This is a genomic window from Pseudomonas sp. AA-38 (genome assembly GCF_029457475.1).
Classification (GTDB): domain Bacteria; phylum Pseudomonadota; class Gammaproteobacteria; order Pseudomonadales; family Pseudomonadaceae; genus Aquipseudomonas.
The window spans coordinates 4838185-4853496 of record NZ_CP120359.1 but is presented as its reverse complement, the minus strand read 5'-3'; the positions used below and the strand labels follow the sequence as shown (position 1 = coordinate 4853496).

The following is a 15312-nucleotide window of genomic DNA, read 5'->3' as shown; positions in this document are numbered from 1 at the left end:
CTTGTGGCTGCGCTTAAAGCGCCCCCATGACCCGGCCGGCGAAGCCGAATACGCGGCGCGCGCCGGCCAGGTCGACCAGTTCCACTTCACGGCTCTGCCCGGGCTCGAAGCGCACGGCAGTGCCAGCGGGGATGTTCAGGCGCATGCCGCGCGCGGCGGCGCGGTCGAACAGCAGGGCGTCGTTGGTCTCGAAGAAGTGGTAGTGCGAGCCGACCTGGATCGGCCGGTCGCCGCTGTTGGCCACGGAGAGGGTCAGGGTGCGGCGACCGGCATTGAGTTCTATCTCGCCGTCGGCAATCTGGTATTCGCCAGGAATCATGGTTCAGGCCTCGCAAGCGTCTTGTAGTAGATGGCATTGGCCCGATAGATACCGTCCGGGCCGCAGGCGTAGTCGGGTAGGCCACCGATGCACTGGTAGCCAAGGTGGCGATAGAGCTGTTCCGCGTCGCTGCCAGCTTCGGTGTCGAGGTAGAGCAGGCCGCGCTTGCGGCTCGCGGCTTCCTGCTCGACGGCTTGCATCAACAGGCGGGCGATACCGCGCCGGCGTGCTTCGCTCAGCACCAGCAGCTTCTGGATTTCCGCACGGTTCAGGCCATTGGGCTTCTGGCACAAGCAGAGTTGCACGCTGCCCAATACCTCACCGCGTTCGTGTGCGATCCAGAGCAGCAGTGAACCCTCCAGTAGCGCCGCCTCTACCTGAGCGAAATAGGCATGGGCGCCCTGGGCGTCGAGGTCGGCGAGAAAACCTACCGAGGCGCCGTGATCGACTGCATCGAGCAGCAGGGCGATCAGGCCCTGTCGGTAGGTGGCCAAGCCGGAGCTGTCGAGGCGTTGCAGCATCACGTCCACGAGGTCACTCCCTGGCGTCGAGGATCAATTGCATAAAGGTCAGATCCAGCCAGCGACCGAACTTGCGGCCGACCTGTGGCATCTGCCCGCTGGTGACGAACCCGAGGCGCTGGTGCAGGCGGATCGAGGCGGTGTTCTCCGACTCGATGGCCCCCACCATCACATGCAGTTCTGCCGATCTGGCTCGTTCGATCAGCGCCTGCATCAGCACTGGCCCCAGGCCCTGGCCGCGCTGATCGGCACGCACGTAGACCGAATGTTCCACGGTGTGCTTGTAGCCGTCGTGCGGGCGCCAGGCGCCATAGCTGGCATAGCCGAGCACCTCGCCAGCGGCATCACGCGCCACCAGCACGGGAAAGCCCGCTGCCGTGCGCTCGGCCAGCCAGGCGCGGCGGTTGGCCAGATTCACCAGGGTCTCGTTCCAGATCGCCGTGGTGAACTCCACCGCGTCGTTGTAGATGGCCAGGATGCCGGGTAGATCGGCTTCGCAGGCGTCGGCTATGGCGTGGTTCATGGCTTAGGCGATCGGTTGGTGGACGGTCACCAGCTTGGTGCCGTCGGGGAAGGTGGCCTCGATCTGGATTTCCGGGATCATCTCCGGCACGCCCTCCATCACCTGCTCACGGCTCAGCAGGGTGGTGCCGAAGTGCATCAGCTCGGCCACGGTCTGGCCGTCACGGGCGCCTTCGAGCAGGGCGGCGGAGATATAGGCCATGGCCTCCGGGTAGTTCAGCTTCACCCCGCGCGCCAGGCGGCGTTCGGCCACCAGGCCGGCGGTAAAGATAAGCAGTTTGTCTTTTTCTCTTGGCGATAAATCCATGACGGCTCCAGTGGTGCGGCGGGCAAGGGAATGCCTTGTCCGCGGTGTCGTTTCGGCCGCCGGGTGGAACGGGTTGTACCCGTTGCACGCATGCGGGGGTAATGCGTAGAAGCCGGCTTGCCGGCGATTAGGCCTTGTGCTGATCGCCGGCAAGCCGGCTCCTACATGTTCGTTGTGCTCATGTGCTCCAGATTCGTGGCGGCACCGCTTCGCGCCCCAGCAGCGCCGGGCGCAGCAGGCTCCAGAGTTCGATCAGCCAGGCACGCGCCTTGAGCGCTTCGCTGGCCAGGCAACGGGCGACCAGCAGGCCCGAGAGCTGGCTGAGATCGCCGCGCACGCCGTCGATCTTCAGCTCGCGGCAGCGTTCCTGCAGGTCGCTGTCCACCTCACCGCTGACCAGCAGGGTGGCGAACACCGGCTGGCCGTCGAGGCCGATGGGCGAATCCAGCAGGCCGTCGCCGCCGCTCACGCGCTGGCGTTCGTGCCACAGCAGCTTGCCGTCGCGGCGGATATCCAGCGCGGCCTGGAAGTGGCCCTGGTTGAAACGCTCATCGGCAGCCGGGCGGCCCAGGGCGATGATGTCCCAGTACAGCAGGCGCGCGTCGCCGTGCAGCTCGATCTGCGTATGCAGTTCGGCCTGGGCGCCGGCATAGACGATGGTTTCCTGCGGCAGCCATTCCAGGGTGGCGCCAGCGTCGACGCGCAGGCGCAGATCCTGATGCGCGACACCGGCAGCGCGGTACCACTTGGCAGCGCCAGGGCTGGTGAGCTGTACCCAGGTGCCTTCGCCGGCATGGGCCGAGATGTCCAGGCGGTCACCCCCGGCGATACCGCCAGGCGGGTGGACAATGATGTGCTGGCAGACCTGTGGCCCTTCTGCGTACAGGTGTTTCTGCACTCTAAGAGGGCCAAGATGGCGCCTGTGCACTGGAGTGGTGCGCTCGCCGTGGCGTGCGTAGGCCAGTTCCAGCTCGGCGGGCCAGCTCGGCGTGAACAGGGCGGCAGGCAGATTCATGAGAGGGCAGGGTTCCACAGGGTCATTGAGGGAGTGGGCAAGCAAGAGGCGTGCCCCGAACCAAATCGGTGCGCGGGTGATGCACTGCCTGCAGGTACGCCTTGCAGAAGGTGCAACTCATTGATCCTGTTGGTTTTTTGTTCAGTGAGCGAAAAGCCCCGGCGCCCTAGGGCATGCGCCGGGGCTCCCCAGTTTATCCACAGCTTGATCCACGCAAGTGGTGGATAGCCGGGCGTCATCGGCCCTGGCCGTGTTCCTCCTGGCGCAGGTTCAACTCCACCATCAGGTCATCGGCCAGGGTTTCCAGGTGCGCCTGCAACTGCTCCAGTGGCAAGGTTTCGGGCACCGCCAGCAGGGCCTCGGCGGTGAACAGTAGCTCGCCGCTCATCGGTGCGGGCGCCACTTCGGTGAGCAGGCTTTCCAGGTTGACCCCCTGTTCGGCCAGCACGCGGGTGATGTCGCGCACGATGCCGGGGCGGTCGTTGCCCACCAGCTCCAGGCGGATCGAACTGAAACGCCTGCCGGTTTCGCTGGCGCTGGCCGCCAGTTGCACGCGGATGCCTTGCGCGCTCATGGCTTCCAGATCGCGGATCAGGCCGCCGTGCGCCTCGGCCGGCAACTCCACCCGCACGATCCCGGCGAACTGCCCGGCCATGCGTGCCATGCGGCTTTCCAGCCAGTTGCCGCCGTGTGCAGCGACGCAGCCGGACAGGCGTTCGACCAGGCCCGGTTTATCTTCGGCAATCACTGTCAGTACCAGATGATCCATGTACAGCCTCTCTAATTCACAGGGTTCCAGTAGGCTGGCCGTCAAGCGCCAGCCAGTAGGTAAAGAACTGCTCGTCCCGAATGTAACCCAGGCGCTCGTACAGGCGCTGCCCGGCGAGGTTGGTCTTCGCCGTTTCCAGTTGCAGGCCGCAGGCGCCGTGCGCCTCGGCATGGGCGCGGGCAGCGTTCATCAGCGCCTCGCCGACGCCGCAACGGCGCGCGTGCTCCGCGACGTACAGGTCGCTGAGCAGCCAGGCCGGCCGTAGCGCCAGGGACGAGTGGAAGGGGTAGAGCTGGACGAAACCTTGCGCCTGGGCATTCTCGTCACGGGCAATGAACAGTTGCGCATCGCCCCGGGCCAGCCGGGCGCCGAGGAAGGCACTGATATCCGCAGCACTGCGTGGTACCTCATAGAAGCGCAGGTAGGCCGCGAACAGGGGAACGAGGTCACTCAGGTCGGTCTGGGTCGCGGCGGTGATGGGCATGGCATCCTCCAACGGGGTCGTTGCAGTATAGGCGGGCGCAAGGGGGACGCAGCAAGGCTATTGTTCGCAAGGTAAATGTTAAGTTGTATACAAAAATACGGTTTATGTGCTGCAATGCTGCGACCTGCTGGGTTCAGGATAATGTCTGTGACTGGAATTGGAACTTTGGTCGCGGGCTGACGCCCGTCCGGTGCATTTTCCCGAAATCTTGATGTAGTATGCCGCGCCAAGGACTACAAGACGGCCAGGCCGTCTCCGATGCGGCTATCGTAAAGCTCTAGAGAATGAGGCAAGTGATGACTGAACGCGTTCAAGTCGGTGGCCTGCAGGTCGCCAAAGCCCTGTACGACTTCGTGAACAACGAAGCCATTCCTGGTACCGGCATCGCTGCCGACAAGTTCTGGAGCGGTGCCGCCGCCGTGATCGGTGACCTGGCGCCGAAGAACCGCGCTCTGCTGGCCAAACGCGACGAGCTGCAGGCGCAGATCGACGCCTGGCACCAGGCGCGCAAGGGCCAGGCCCACGACGCGGCTGCCTACAAGGCCTTCCTGCAGGAAATCGGCTACCTGCTGCCGGAGCCGGCCGACTTCCAGGCCACTACCACCAATGTCGATGAAGAGATCGCCCAGTTGGCTGGCCCGCAACTGGTGGTGCCGGTGATGAATGCGCGCTTCGCCCTGAACGCCTCCAACGCCCGCTGGGGCTCGCTGTACGACGCCCTGTACGGCACCGACGTGATCAGCGAGGAAGGTGGCGCCGAGAAGGGCAAGGGCTACAACAAGGTGCGTGGTGACAAGGTCATCGCCTTCGCCCGCGCCTTCCTCGATGAGGCCGCGCCGCTGGCGGCCGGCTCCCATGCCGATTCCACCGGCTATCGCATCGAAGGCGGCAAGCTCATCGTCGCCCTCAAGGGCGGCAGCAACAGCGGCCTGCGTGACGACGCGCAACTGGTCGGCTTCCAGGGCGAGGCCAGCGCGCCGATCGCCGTGCTACTCAAGCACAACGGCCTGCACTTCGAGATCCAGATCGACCCGAACAGCCCTATCGGCAGCACCGACGCCGCCGGCGTCAAGGACGTGCTGATGGAGGCCGCGCTGACCACCATCATGGACTGCGAAGACTCCGTGGCCGCCGTCGATGCCGACGACAAGGTGGTGGTCTACCGCAACTGGCTGGGCCTGATGAAAGGCGACCTGGCCGAGGAAGTGTCCAAGGGCGGCACCACCTTCACCCGCACCATGAACCCGGATCGCGTCTACACCCGCCCGGACGGTTCCGAGCTGACCCTGCACGGCCGCTCCCTGCTGTTCGTGCGTAACGTCGGCCACCTGATGACCAACCCGGCCATCCTCGACGCCGAGGGCAACGAGATTCCTGAAGGCATTCAGGACGCGCTGTTCACCAGCCTGATTGCGGTGCACAACCTCAATGGCAACACCACCCGCAAGAACACCCGTACCGGCAGCGTCTACATCGTCAAACCGAAGATGCACGGCCCGGAAGAAGTGGCCTTCGCCAGCGAGATCTTCGCCCGCGTCGAAGACGTGCTGGGCCTGCCGCGCAATACCCTGAAGGTCGGCATCATGGACGAGGAGCGCCGCACCACGGTCAACCTCAAGGCCTGCATCAAGGCCGCCGCCGAGCGCGTGGTATTCATCAACACCGGCTTCCTCGACCGCACCGGTGACGAGATCCACACCTCCATGGAAGCCGGCGCCGTGGTGCGCAAGGCGGCTATGAAGAGTGAAACCTGGATCGGTGCCTACGAGAACAACAACGTCGACGTCGGCCTGGCCACCGGCCTGCAGGGCCGTGCGCAGATCGGCAAGGGCATGTGGGCCATGCCCGACCTGATGGCCGCCATGCTCGAGCAGAAGATCGCCCACCCGCTGTCCGGTGCCAACACCGCCTGGGTACCGTCGCCGACTGCTGCCACCCTGCACGCGCTGCACTACCACAAGGTCGACGTGTTCGCCCGCCAGGCCGAACTGGCCAAGCGCACCCCGGCCTCGGTGGATGACATCCTGACCATCCCCCTGGCCAAGGACACCAACTGGAGCCAGGACGAGATCCGCAACGAGCTGGACAACAACGCTCAGGGCATCCTCGGTTACGTGGTGCGCTGGATCGACCAGGGTGTCGGCTGCTCCAAGGTGCCGGACATCAACGATGTCGGCCTGATGGAAGACCGCGCCACCCTGCGTATTTCCAGTCAGTTGCTGGCCAACTGGCTGCGCCACGGCATCGTCACCGAGGCGCAGGTGGTGGAAAGCCTCAAGCGCATGGCACCGGTGGTCGACCGGCAGAACGCAGGTGATCCGCTGTACCGCCCGATGGCCCCGGACTTCGACAACAACGTCGCCTTCCAGGCCGCGCTGGAGCTGGTGCTCGAAGGCACCAAGCAGCCCAACGGTTACACCGAGCCGGTGCTGCACCGCCGTCGTCGTGAGTTCAAGGCCAAGAACGGGCTGTAAGCCGTCAACGAAAAACCGCCTCGATGAGGCGGTTTTTTTATGGGCGGTGGATCATTGCGAGTGGTGGTGCCGGCGTTGGTATGGTTCGGCGGACTGTTCGCTGGCGCTACGGGCGGGCGGCGTTCCGATCAGTCCTACGCCTGATTTTTTGATACCGAACCGGCAATACTGTGTTGGTGTTTTAGGTGTTTGTTCCGAATTGCCGCGTTTTTGTTGATGTCTTGGGTTTCGCCTTCCCAGGCGAGTCACTTTTGACGGGCAAAAGTAACCAAAACCCTCCGCCCGATCATCCGAGCTAGGCGCCCCCGCCCTGCTGCGCCAGGGTTCGCTCACTCCATCGCCGTTCCAGAGGCCCGCCGCGGTGGGCCATCCCTGGCCCATCGCGGCTCTCGGCTTTGGCATCCTGTGTCGCTCTACCTCCTGCATCCATGCAGTCGTCGCGGCATCCATGCCGCTCAACCTCTTCCACGGCGATTCCGTTCGCCCTCCTGGGCGGGCTCTGCACGCGCCTGAACGTGTGGTAACTCAGATGTAGCTGGAGTGCTCTGGCAAGAGCTACAGCGAGCCGCTGTGGCCATCGAGTCAAACCGATAGTTTCAGGCGCGCGAAAGTCCCCCTTCAGGAGGCCGAACGTAGGCATTGCGCAGGGGGCGAGCGGCATGGATGCCGCGAGAGGCGTAATGGGCCATGGATGGCCCATGTACGCCGACCCCGGAGCGGTGCCGGAGTGAGGGGAGTCGAGCGCAGCGAGACCCGGATGGCGGGGGTGCGTTTCTTTTGCTTACTTTTCTTTGCGCATTTCAAAGAAAAGTCAGTCGCCGAGGGGCGAAACCCGTAATACCTGAAAACACCGGAGCGGCGGCAAGTACACCAAGGCAAGCCAAAACACAAACTCGCCAATCTAGTATCAGAGAGACTCCGCAGAACCTCCCTGATACCCAAAACCAACCCTCACCGGTTGCCCGGCACCTGCTTCGGGTGAGCCCCCGTGGTGTTGTTGATCAGGCTATCGGTAGCCGTCTGCTCGAACGCCGAGAGCTTGTGTTCCAGCTCACTGCGCAGTTGCGGATCATCGACCACCTTGCCACCAGCCTCACGCCCCAGCCAGTAACGATACAGTTGCGCGTCGCGATCACGCGGCTTGATCAGGATGTGCTCACCACTGACCAGTGCCACGGTCGGGTCACTACCTGAAGGCTTGATCACCGCCACGCCAGCATCTCCTTCAGGAAGGCTCAGCAGGTCACGTCCCCAGCATTGCTGCTGCGTCGGCTCGCCAAGGCGGCCCATGATGGTGGGCACCACGTCGATCTGGCTGCCGACGACATCACGGCTGCTGCCAAAGGTTTCCTGCACGCCAGGGCCGATCATCAGCAGCGGGACGCTGAAACGTGACAGATCCATCTCGGTGATCTGCTCGTCGTTGCCAAAACCGTGATCGCCCAGGATCACGAACAGGGTGTCCTTGAAGTACGGCTCCTGGCGCGCCTTGGCGAAGAACTGGCCGAGCGCCCAGTCGGCATAGCGCATGGCGGTCAGGTGCTCGTCCAGCGAGCCGTGGCCGGTGACGCGCTCGACCGGCAGGTTCTCCGGCAGGGCGTAAGGCGTGTGGTTGGACAAGGTCTGCAGCAGCGCATAGAACGGTTTGCCCTTCTTGTCGAGACTCGCCAGCTCGGTGGTCGCGCGGTCGAACATGTCCTGGTCGGACACGCCCCAGGTGGGGTCGATGAACACCGGGTCGACGAAGTCCTCACGGCCGACGAAGTTGCGCATGCCCTGGTTGCCGAAGAAACCCGACTGGTTGTCCCAGGAGAAGCTGCCGTTGTAGACGTAGACGTCGTCATAGCCACGCACGCTGAGCTGCTGCGGCAGCCCGGAGAACTGGTGGCCACCTTCGGGCATGCGCATCAGGTACTCGAACCCAGGCAGGTTGGGGAAGCAGGCCATGGTGGCGAACATGCCCTGGTGGGTATGGGTGCCGTTGGAGAAGAAATGCTGGAACAGCAAGCCCTCCTTGGCCAGGGCGTCGAAGTTTGGCGTGATGCCGTCGGCATTGCCCATTGCACCGATATAGCGGCCGGCCATGCTCTCCATGAGGATCACCACCACGTTGCGCACCTGCGGCAGGCGCCCGGCGGCAGGTGGCGTGGTGATACGGCGGATCGCCGCCTGGTCGGCATCGATCAGGCGGTCGTTCGGCGTCAGCAGCAACTTGCGCGTCGTCTGCAGCGCCTCGGCTTCAGGCAGCGTCGCCTTCCAGCGGTTGTCGCCCTGATCGAAGAAGAAGTAGCTGGCGGCGCTCACCAGGGTCAGCGTGCCGTTGAGGCCGAGGTGGTTGGCGAACATCGATTCGGTGGTATAGGCATCGCCCCAGCGCAGCGGCGGACCGGAACGCAGGGTGCCACGCGCGGTCGCCACGCAGACCAGCAGAAGCACCAAGAACACTGCAATACGCGTCGACCAGCGCGACGCGAGCGACTCAGCCGAGGCGCGAGTTGCCTGCTCGATGCGCCGAAACAACCAGGCCAGCAGCACAGTGGCCAGTGCCCAGCCCAGCAGCAGGCGCAGCACCGGAAAGCCGTGCCAGATCATGCTCGACACCGTGCCGAGGTCTTCCTGCATGTACTGGAACACCAGGCTATTCAGGCGCTGGTGGAATTCGCGATAGAAGTTCAGCTCCGCCACCGCCAGCAGCAGGCACAGACTGGTGGCGACGGTCAGCCAGGCAACGTGCAGGCGACGCGCGGCCATGGCCCGCAGGCTGAACAGCGACAGGGTCAGCGGAATGCACAGGTAGACGATCAGGCGCAGGTCGAAGCGAGCGCCATTGAAGAAGGCCTCGCCGAAGCTGGCCAGCGGCGTCTGCCCGATCATCGCGTGGTTGTAGGCCAGCAGGCCGGCACGGGCCAGGGCGAAGAGCAGCAGCATGCACAGCGCGCTGCCGAGTATGAATGCCAGGTGACTGCCAATACTGACCTGCACCGTCGGGTGGGCGGTGGATGCGGGTGACTGCATGAAATGGCCTTGGTCTGAGATATGAGATCTGCGTCCGGCGCGCTGCGCAGGAGCGAGGCGCCAGAGTCGCAGTGTGATGCAATGCACGTCAAAATTTCGTCAAAATAATTCAACTCCATCGCTTTGATGAGCGCTGCGACTTAGGTGCAATGGGCATTTGGCCGAACAACGGGCACAATGCAGGCAAACAAGATCATGAGACCGCGCCATGAGCAAAGCGGACACGCTCGCCCAGGCGGGCAGAACGGCGGTGCTGCAGAACATCCATGGCACCATGGAGTTCCTGCAGAAATTTCCCCCCTTCAACCAGATGGACACCGCCCACCTGGCGTATCTGGTCGAGCATTGCCAGCTACGCTTCTATGCCGAGGGCGATTCGATCATCAAGCCCAGCGATGGCCCGGTCGAGCACTTCTACATCGTCAAGCAGGGGCGGGTGCATGGCGAGCGCCCGCACTCGGCGCGGCGCGGCACCGAGACCACCTTCGAGATCACCGCCGGCGAGTGCTTTCCGCTGGCCGCGCTGATCGGCGAGCGGGCCACCCGTACCGAGCACCTGGCCGCCGAAGACACCTTCTGCCTGCTGCTGGCCAAGCACGCCTTCGTCAAGCTGTTCGCCATTTCCAACCCGCTGCGCGACTTCGCCCTGCGCGGCGTCAGCAGCCTGCTCGATCAGGTCAACCAGCAGGTGCAGTTGCGCGCCGTGGAAACCCTCGGCGCGCAATACTCGCTGGACACCCGCCTGGGCGAACTGGCCATGCGCCAACCCATTGGCTGCGCCCCGGACACCTCGCTGCGCGACGCCGTGCGGTTGATGCACGAGCAGCATGTCGGCAGCATCGTGGTGCTCGACCCGCAGCGTCGCCCGCAAGGCATCTTCACCCTGCGCGACCTGCGTCGGGTGGTGGCCGATGGCGTCGACCTGGCACAGCCGATCAGCGCGCTGATGACCACCGAGCCTTTCCATCTGCCGCCCGATGCCAGCGCCTTCGATGCCGCCATCGCCATGACCGAACGGCATATCGCCCACGTCTGCCTGGTGGAGAACGGGCAACTCTGCGGGGTGATCTCCGAGCGTGATCTGTTCAGTCTGCAGCGGGTCGATCTGGTACATCTGGCGCGTACCATCCGCCATGCCGGCAGGCTGGAAACCCTGGCCGGACTGCGCAGCGATATCCGCCTGCTGGTCGATCGCATGCTCGCCCACGGCGCCAGCTCGACGCAGATCACCCATATCGTCACCCTGCTCAACGACCACACCGTATGCCGGGTGATCGAGCTGACCCTCGAGGAATTGGGCGACCCCGGCGTGCCCTTCACCTGGCTGTGCTTCGGCAGCGAAGGTCGCCGCGAACAGACCCTGCATACCGACCAGGACAACGGCATTCTCTTCGAGGCCGCCGATGCTGCCGAAGCTGCCACCATCCGTGGGCGCCTGCTGCCGCTGGCTGCCGAGATCAACCAGCGTCTGGCGCAGTGCGGTTTCACCCTGTGCAAGGGCAACATCATGGCCGGCAATCCCGAGCTGTGCCTGTCGCGCCAGGAATGGTCGCGGCGCTTCGCCCGCTTCGTCAGCGAGGCCACGCCGGAAAACCTTTTGCGGTCGTCGATCTACTTCGACCTGCGCAGCGTCTGGGGGCCGGCCGAGGGCTGCGAGCAACTGCGCAGCGAGCTGCTCGAGCGGGTCGCCGGCAACAGTCTGTTCCAGCGCATGCTGGCCGAGAACGCCTTGCGCCAGCGCCCGCCGGTGGGGCGCTTCCGCGACTTCGTGGTGGCCCGCTCGGGGGCCGACAAGGACACCCTCGACCTCAAGGTGCAGGGCCTGACACCCTTCGTCGACGGTGCGCGCTTGCTGGCGCTGGCCAATGGCATCGGCGCCGTCGGTACGCTGGAGCGTCTGCGCGTGCTGGTCAGCCGCGGGGTGATCGATGCGCAAGATGGCGCGGCCTTCGAGGAGGCCTATCATTTCATCCAGCAGACGCGCATGCAGCAGCATCAGTTGCAGGCGCGCGACGAGCTGCCTTACTCCAATCGTCTCGATCCCGACAGCCTCAACCTGCTGGATCGGCGCATCCTGCGCGAGTCCTTTCGCCAGGCGCAGCGCCTGCAGAGCAGCCTGAGCATGAGGTATCAGCTATGAGCAGGTTCACCTGGTTCAGTGGCCGTGGCCCGGCCCTGACCCAGCAGCAACTGGAGCGTCGCCAGGCCCTGGCGCTACCGGCGCCGCTGGACGAGCGCCCGCTGCACCAGCAGCGCTTCGTCGTCCTCGATCTGGAAACCACCGGTCTGAACCTGCGCCGCGACCTGGTGCTGGCCATCGGCGCGGTGGTGATCGACAACGGCGCCATCGACTTCGCCGAGCAATTCGAGTGCACCCTGTGCCGGCCGAACCACCAGGCCAGCGTCAGTACCCTGATCCATGGTATCGCTCCCAGCGAGGTGGCACGTGGCGTCGATCCGGCGCAGGCGCTGCTGGAGTTCATGGAGTTCGTCGGCGACAGCCCGCTGCTGGCATTTCACGCCGGGTTCGATCAGCGCATGCTGGCCCGGGCCCTCAAGCAGAGCCTGGACTATCGCCTGCAGCATCATTTCTTCGACGTGGCCGAGATCGCCCCGCTACTGTGCCCCGACAGCGCGTCGCAGCTACGCGGCCTGGACGCCTGGGTCGATGCCTTCGGCTTGCAGGTGCAGCAGCGTCACCATGCCAGCGCCGATGCACTGGTCACCGCCGAACTGGCGCTGATGCTGTTCAGCAAGGCACGGCGCCAGGGCATCGACAGCCTCGTCGAGCTGGAGCGTCAGCTTGTCAGCCGGCGGCGCCGACAGCACGCCATGTCGCTCTAGAACAGGCGCAGCGGCTCCTCATCCAGCGCTGCCAACTGCTCGCGCAAGGCGAGGATCTGGTCGCCCCAGTAACGTTCGCCCGCGAACCAGGGGAAGGCCAGGGGGAAGGCCGGGTCGTCCCAGCGCTTGGCGATCCAGGCGCTATGATGCATCAGGCGCAGCGCGCGCAGGCCTTCGATCAGCGGCAGCTCGCGGGCGGCGAAATCGTGGAACTCCTGATAACCGTCCACCAGTTCGGCGAGCTGACCGAGGCGTTCATGGCGCTCGCCTGCCAGCATCATCCACAAGTCCTGTACCGCCGGGCCCATGCGGCAGTCGTCGAGGTCGACCATGTGAAAGGCGTCGTCGCGGTGCAGCAGGTTGCCGGGGTGGCAGTCACCGTGCAGGCGAATGGGCTGGTAACGCACGCTGGCGAAGAGCTGGTCGAGGCGCGCCAGCAGGTCGCGGGCCACCGAGGAATAGGCTGGCAGCAGGCTCTTGGGCACGAAACTGCCCTCGAGCAGCGAGGCCAGGGCGGCGTGACCGAAGTTGTCCACACCCAGGGTTTCGCGATGGATGAAGGGGCGGCTGGCACCAATGGCATGCATGCGCCCGAGCAGTTGGCCGAGGCGATACAACTGATCCAGGTTACCCGGCTCGGGCGCGCGCCCGCCGCGGCGCGGGAACAGGGCGAAACGGAAGCCGCCATGCTCGAACAGCGTCTCTCCATCGCGCACCAGGGGCGCCACCACCGGCACTTCGTGCTCGGCCAGCTCCAGGCTGAAGGCATGCTCTTCGCGTATGGCCGCATCGCTCCAGCGATCCGGGCGGTAGAACTTGGCGATCAGTGGCGTTTCCCCTTCGATGCCCACCTGATAGACGCGGTTTTCGTAGCTGTTCAGTGCCAGCACGCGGGCATCGCTCAGATAGCCGAGGCTCTCCACGGCATCGAGCACCAGATCCGGGGTGAGGGTGGCGAAGGGATGGCTCATGGCGGGCTCCTTGGGCATGGCTGCACAGTCTAGCGGCTTGGCAGGGGCGCGGGTTCGCTTCGCGGAAAATTCACGCCACCTAGCGCAGCCCGTAGCCCGGATGCAATCCGGGGCTTTGTCCGGGGTGACTCCCGGATTGCATCCGGGCTACAACTGCGTACCCAGCAGCACCTGGCTGGCAGCGAACTGCGCGCGTACCGCCGTGCCGACCGCCAGCCCCAGGCGCTGCAAGCGCTCGGCCTCGGCCTGGGCGCAGAGGGTCTGGCCGTTGGCCAGGGCGATACGCACTTCGCTGGGCCCGTCGCTGGCCGGGATGATCTGTTCGATCAGGCCTTCCAGGCAGTTATCGGCCACCACGCCGGCAGAGGACACAGGCTGCAGCTCCAGCCAGCCGGCCTTGATCAACGCCACCACGCTACTGCCGATCGCCAGTTGCAGGCGCTCGGTACTGCCGCGGGTGATCTGCGCGCGCAGGCTCAGGCCGCCAGGCAGTTCGATGTCGATGAGGTGGTTGTGGCCTTGGGCCTCGATGCCGCTTACCCGCCCGGCCAGTTGGTTGCGCGCACTGGTACGCAGCATCAGACGCCCCAGCAGTTGCAGGTCGGCATCGTCCTCGGCGGCCTGCAGCAATTGCGCTTGCAAGGCCTGCAGCCGTTGGTGCAGGGCCAGCAGGCGGGCACCGGCCGGGGTCAGGCTGGCGCCGCCGCCACCCTTGCCGCCGACGCTGCGGCTGACCAGCGGCTGGTCGGCCAGGTTGTTCAGCTCGTCGATGGCGTCCCAGGCGGCCTTGTAGCTCAGCCCGGCGGCCTTGGCGGCGCGGGTGATCGAGCCCTGCTTGGCGATCTGTTCCAGCAGGGCCAGGCGCTGCGGGCGGCGGTTGAGCATCTGCGCGAGAGGGTCGAGCTGCGGCATGGCGGATGGAGTCGGCAAGCGTGGGCGACAAGCATACCCAATCGCTGGCGCTCGTTCAGTCTCCGGGTGGCGGCGTGCGCGCCAGGCAGTAGACATCCACGCGCTCGGCACCTGCGCGCAGCAGCAGGCGGGCGAGGGTATTGGCCGTGGTGCCGGTGGTCAGCACATCGTCGACCAGAGCCAGATGTTGCCCTGCGATCTTCGCGGCGTCGACCACCTGGAAGGCCTGGCGCAGGTTGCGTTTGCGTGTGGCGGCGTCCAGGCCCTGCTGAGCGGGTGTGTCCTGCGTGCGCACCAGCCAGTCGTCGGGCGCGGGAATCTGCAAGGCACGGCCCAGCCAGTCGGCGAGCATGCGCGCCTGGTTGAAGCCACGCTGGCGTTCACGTCTGCGCGCCAAGGGCACGGCCAGTAGCGCCTGTGGGCGTGGCAGGCCCTCGTCGTAGGCATGCTGCAGGTGTTCGGCCAGCAGCTCGCCGAGCAGACGGCCGAAGGGCCATTGCCCCTGATGCTTGAAGCGGGTGATCAGGTTGTCCACCGGGAAGGCGTAGCGCCAGGGCGCCTCGACACGGGCGAAGGCGGGTGGCTTCTTCTGGCAGGCGCCGCAGATCATGCCCTGAGCGGGCAATGGCAGCGCGCAGATCTGGCAGTGGCTGCCAAGCCAGGGCAGCTCGGCCTCGCAGGCCGTGCAGATGTCATGGCGCGGATGATCGGTGGTTTCGTCGCAGAGCTGGCAATGACGGCGCGGCGCCAGCCAGGCGGGGCGTTGCAGGGGGAAAAGTCGCAGTGGGGCCATGCTCGCTCCTCCCTGAGGCGAAGCCCTCAGCCTAGTCGCACATCAGCGAATCAGCCAGCCCATCACCATCAGCCCCAGCAGCAGCCAGATCACTCCGCCGATGATGGAGCGCCTGAGCAGGGCGCGCACGCCGTTGTAGAGAAACAAGAGGCCAACGATCAGCAGGAGGATGCTGAAGATCGAACTGTCCATGCCGATGGCGTTGGCCAGGCCATGGAGGAAGTCGTCGATGGCATCGGCCACGGCGCTCAGCGCGCCGGAGAGCATGTCGACGACGAAGCGGATGACCCGGCCGAGCGCCTCGCCCAGTCCCTCGAAGAAACCTTCTACCTGCATGTCGTGCTTCCTGTTCTGCGTTGATCATTG

General features: G+C 65.3%; 15 protein-coding genes. 3 read left to right on the top strand and 12 right to left on the bottom strand.

Translation table 11 applies throughout. The features are described 5' to 3' along the window. Positions 1 to 13: 13 nt before the first annotated feature. The 7 genes from PVE35_RS22280 to PVE35_RS22250 all read right to left on the bottom strand — a co-directional run bounded on the left by PVE35_RS22280 (position 14) and on the right by PVE35_RS22250 (position 3937). A complete protein-coding gene (locus PVE35_RS22280; RefSeq protein ID WP_037005767.1) occupies positions 14 to 319 on the bottom strand; it encodes an urease subunit beta in 306 nt (101 codons plus the stop codon). Beyond that, positions 316 to 840, bottom strand: a complete 525-nt coding sequence (locus PVE35_RS22275; RefSeq protein ID WP_277374928.1) for a GNAT family N-acetyltransferase — start codon at positions 838 to 840, stop codon at positions 316 to 318. Before PVE35_RS22275 ends, PVE35_RS22280 begins: the two co-directional genes overlap by 4 nt. Positions 841 to 853: 13 nt before the next feature. Continuing rightward, complete coding sequence (locus PVE35_RS22270; RefSeq protein WP_277373011.1) at positions 854 to 1363, bottom strand: GNAT family N-acetyltransferase; 510 nt, start codon at positions 1361 to 1363, stop codon at positions 854 to 856. A gap of 3 nt (positions 1364 to 1366) precedes the next feature. Further along, a complete protein-coding gene (gene ureA / locus PVE35_RS22265; protein WP_003246897.1) occupies positions 1367 to 1669 on the bottom strand; it encodes an urease subunit gamma in 303 nt (100 codons plus the stop codon). A 178-nt stretch (positions 1670 to 1847) separates the two neighbouring features. Next, positions 1848 to 2684, bottom strand: coding sequence for an urease accessory protein UreD (locus PVE35_RS22260; RefSeq protein WP_277373010.1), 837 nt, complete (start codon positions 2682 to 2684; stop codon positions 1848 to 1850). Positions 2685 to 2919: 235 nt separating this feature from the next. Then, positions 2920 to 3453 carry an ACT domain-containing protein gene (locus PVE35_RS22255; protein ID WP_277373009.1) on the bottom strand — a complete coding sequence of 178 codons (534 nt, stop codon included), beginning with the start codon at positions 3451 to 3453 and terminating at the stop codon, positions 2920 to 2922. A gap of 16 nt (positions 3454 to 3469) precedes the next feature. Continuing rightward, a complete protein-coding gene (locus PVE35_RS22250) occupies positions 3470 to 3937 on the bottom strand; it encodes a GNAT family N-acetyltransferase (RefSeq protein WP_277373008.1) in 468 nt (155 codons plus the stop codon). 296 nt (positions 3938 to 4233) lie between these two features. On the opposite strand from PVE35_RS22250, the gene PVE35_RS22245 reads away from it, so the two are divergent. Continuing rightward, entirely contained in the window at positions 4234 to 6411 is a 2178-nt protein-coding gene (locus PVE35_RS22245) for a malate synthase G (RefSeq protein WP_277373007.1), read from the top strand. Between the two features lie 951 nt (positions 6412 to 7362). On the opposite strand, the gene PVE35_RS22240 is transcribed toward PVE35_RS22245, so the two are convergent. Continuing rightward, positions 7363 to 9426, bottom strand: coding sequence for an LTA synthase family protein (locus PVE35_RS22240; RefSeq protein ID WP_277373006.1), 2064 nt, complete (start codon positions 9424 to 9426; stop codon positions 7363 to 7365). Between the two features lie 208 nt (positions 9427 to 9634). Between PVE35_RS22240 and PVE35_RS22235 the strand changes: the two genes are divergently transcribed. Both PVE35_RS22235 and PVE35_RS22230 read left to right on the top strand, forming a co-directional pair. Beyond that, a complete protein-coding gene (locus PVE35_RS22235) occupies positions 9635 to 11566 on the top strand; it encodes a putative nucleotidyltransferase substrate binding domain-containing protein (protein ID WP_268179253.1) in 1932 nt (643 codons plus the stop codon). Further along, positions 11563 to 12270, top strand: coding sequence for a 3'-5' exonuclease (locus PVE35_RS22230; RefSeq protein ID WP_277373005.1), 708 nt, complete (start codon positions 11563 to 11565; stop codon positions 12268 to 12270). The genes PVE35_RS22235 and PVE35_RS22230 overlap by 4 nt, the downstream gene beginning before the upstream one ends. On the opposite strand, the gene PVE35_RS22225 is transcribed toward PVE35_RS22230, so the two are convergent. The 4 genes from PVE35_RS22225 to PVE35_RS22210 form a co-directional block, all read right to left on the bottom strand. After that, positions 12267 to 13241, bottom strand: a complete 975-nt coding sequence (locus PVE35_RS22225; protein WP_277373004.1) for a serine/threonine protein kinase — start codon at positions 13239 to 13241, stop codon at positions 12267 to 12269. The two genes, PVE35_RS22230 and PVE35_RS22225, sit on opposite strands and share 4 nt — an antisense overlap. 147 nt (positions 13242 to 13388) lie before the next feature. Continuing rightward, the gene (locus tag PVE35_RS22220; RefSeq protein WP_277373003.1) at positions 13389 to 14153 is read right to left on the bottom strand and encodes a TOBE domain-containing protein; all 765 of its coding nucleotides are present in this window, start codon (positions 14151 to 14153) and stop codon (positions 13389 to 13391) included. 55 nt (positions 14154 to 14208) lie between these two features. Continuing rightward, complete coding sequence (locus PVE35_RS22215) at positions 14209 to 14946, bottom strand: ComF family protein (RefSeq protein WP_277373002.1); 738 nt, start codon at positions 14944 to 14946, stop codon at positions 14209 to 14211. 42 nt (positions 14947 to 14988) lie between these two features. Continuing rightward, positions 14989 to 15282 (bottom strand): hypothetical protein, encoded by a 294-nt coding sequence (locus tag PVE35_RS22210; protein ID WP_277373001.1) that lies wholly within the window; start codon positions 15280 to 15282, stop codon positions 14989 to 14991. Between the last annotated feature and the right edge of the window lie 30 nt (positions 15283 to 15312).

Excerpts from the sequence above, each read along its gene's own strand:
- PVE35_RS22215 (WP_277373002.1), bottom strand. The coding sequence starts at position 14,946 with ATGGCCCCACTGCGACTTTTCCCCCTGCAACGCCCCGCCTGGCTGGCG.
- PVE35_RS22270 (WP_277373011.1), bottom strand. The coding sequence starts at position 1,363 with ATGAACCACGCCATAGCCGACGCCTGCGAAGCCGATCTACCCGGCATC.
- ureA (WP_003246897.1), bottom strand. The coding sequence starts at position 1,669 with ATGGATTTATCGCCAAGAGAAAAAGACAAACTGCTTATCTTTACCGCC.
- PVE35_RS22275 (WP_277374928.1), bottom strand. The coding sequence starts at position 840 with ATGCTGCAACGCCTCGACAGCTCCGGCTTGGCCACCTACCGACAGGGC.
- PVE35_RS22210 (WP_277373001.1), bottom strand. The coding sequence starts at position 15,282 with ATGCAGGTAGAAGGTTTCTTCGAGGGACTGGGCGAGGCGCTCGGCCGG.
- PVE35_RS22220 (WP_277373003.1), bottom strand. The coding sequence starts at position 14,153 with ATGCCGCAGCTCGACCCTCTCGCGCAGATGCTCAACCGCCGCCCGCAG.
- PVE35_RS22255 (WP_277373009.1), bottom strand. The coding sequence starts at position 3,453 with ATGGATCATCTGGTACTGACAGTGATTGCCGAAGATAAACCGGGCCTG.
- PVE35_RS22225 (WP_277373004.1), bottom strand. The coding sequence starts at position 13,241 with ATGAGCCATCCCTTCGCCACCCTCACCCCGGATCTGGTGCTCGATGCC.
- PVE35_RS22250 (WP_277373008.1), bottom strand. The coding sequence starts at position 3,937 with ATGCCCATCACCGCCGCGACCCAGACCGACCTGAGTGACCTCGTTCCC.
- PVE35_RS22260 (WP_277373010.1), bottom strand. The coding sequence starts at position 2,684 with ATGAATCTGCCTGCCGCCCTGTTCACGCCGAGCTGGCCCGCCGAGCTG.
- PVE35_RS22230 (WP_277373005.1), top strand. The coding sequence starts at position 11,563 with ATGAGCAGGTTCACCTGGTTCAGTGGCCGTGGCCCGGCCCTGACCCAG.
- PVE35_RS22245 (WP_277373007.1), top strand. The coding sequence starts at position 4,234 with ATGACTGAACGCGTTCAAGTCGGTGGCCTGCAGGTCGCCAAAGCCCTG.
- PVE35_RS22235 (WP_268179253.1), top strand. The coding sequence starts at position 9,635 with ATGAGCAAAGCGGACACGCTCGCCCAGGCGGGCAGAACGGCGGTGCTG.
- PVE35_RS22240 (WP_277373006.1), bottom strand. The coding sequence starts at position 9,426 with ATGCAGTCACCCGCATCCACCGCCCACCCGACGGTGCAGGTCAGTATT.
- PVE35_RS22280 (WP_037005767.1), bottom strand. The coding sequence starts at position 319 with ATGATTCCTGGCGAATACCAGATTGCCGACGGCGAGATAGAACTCAAT.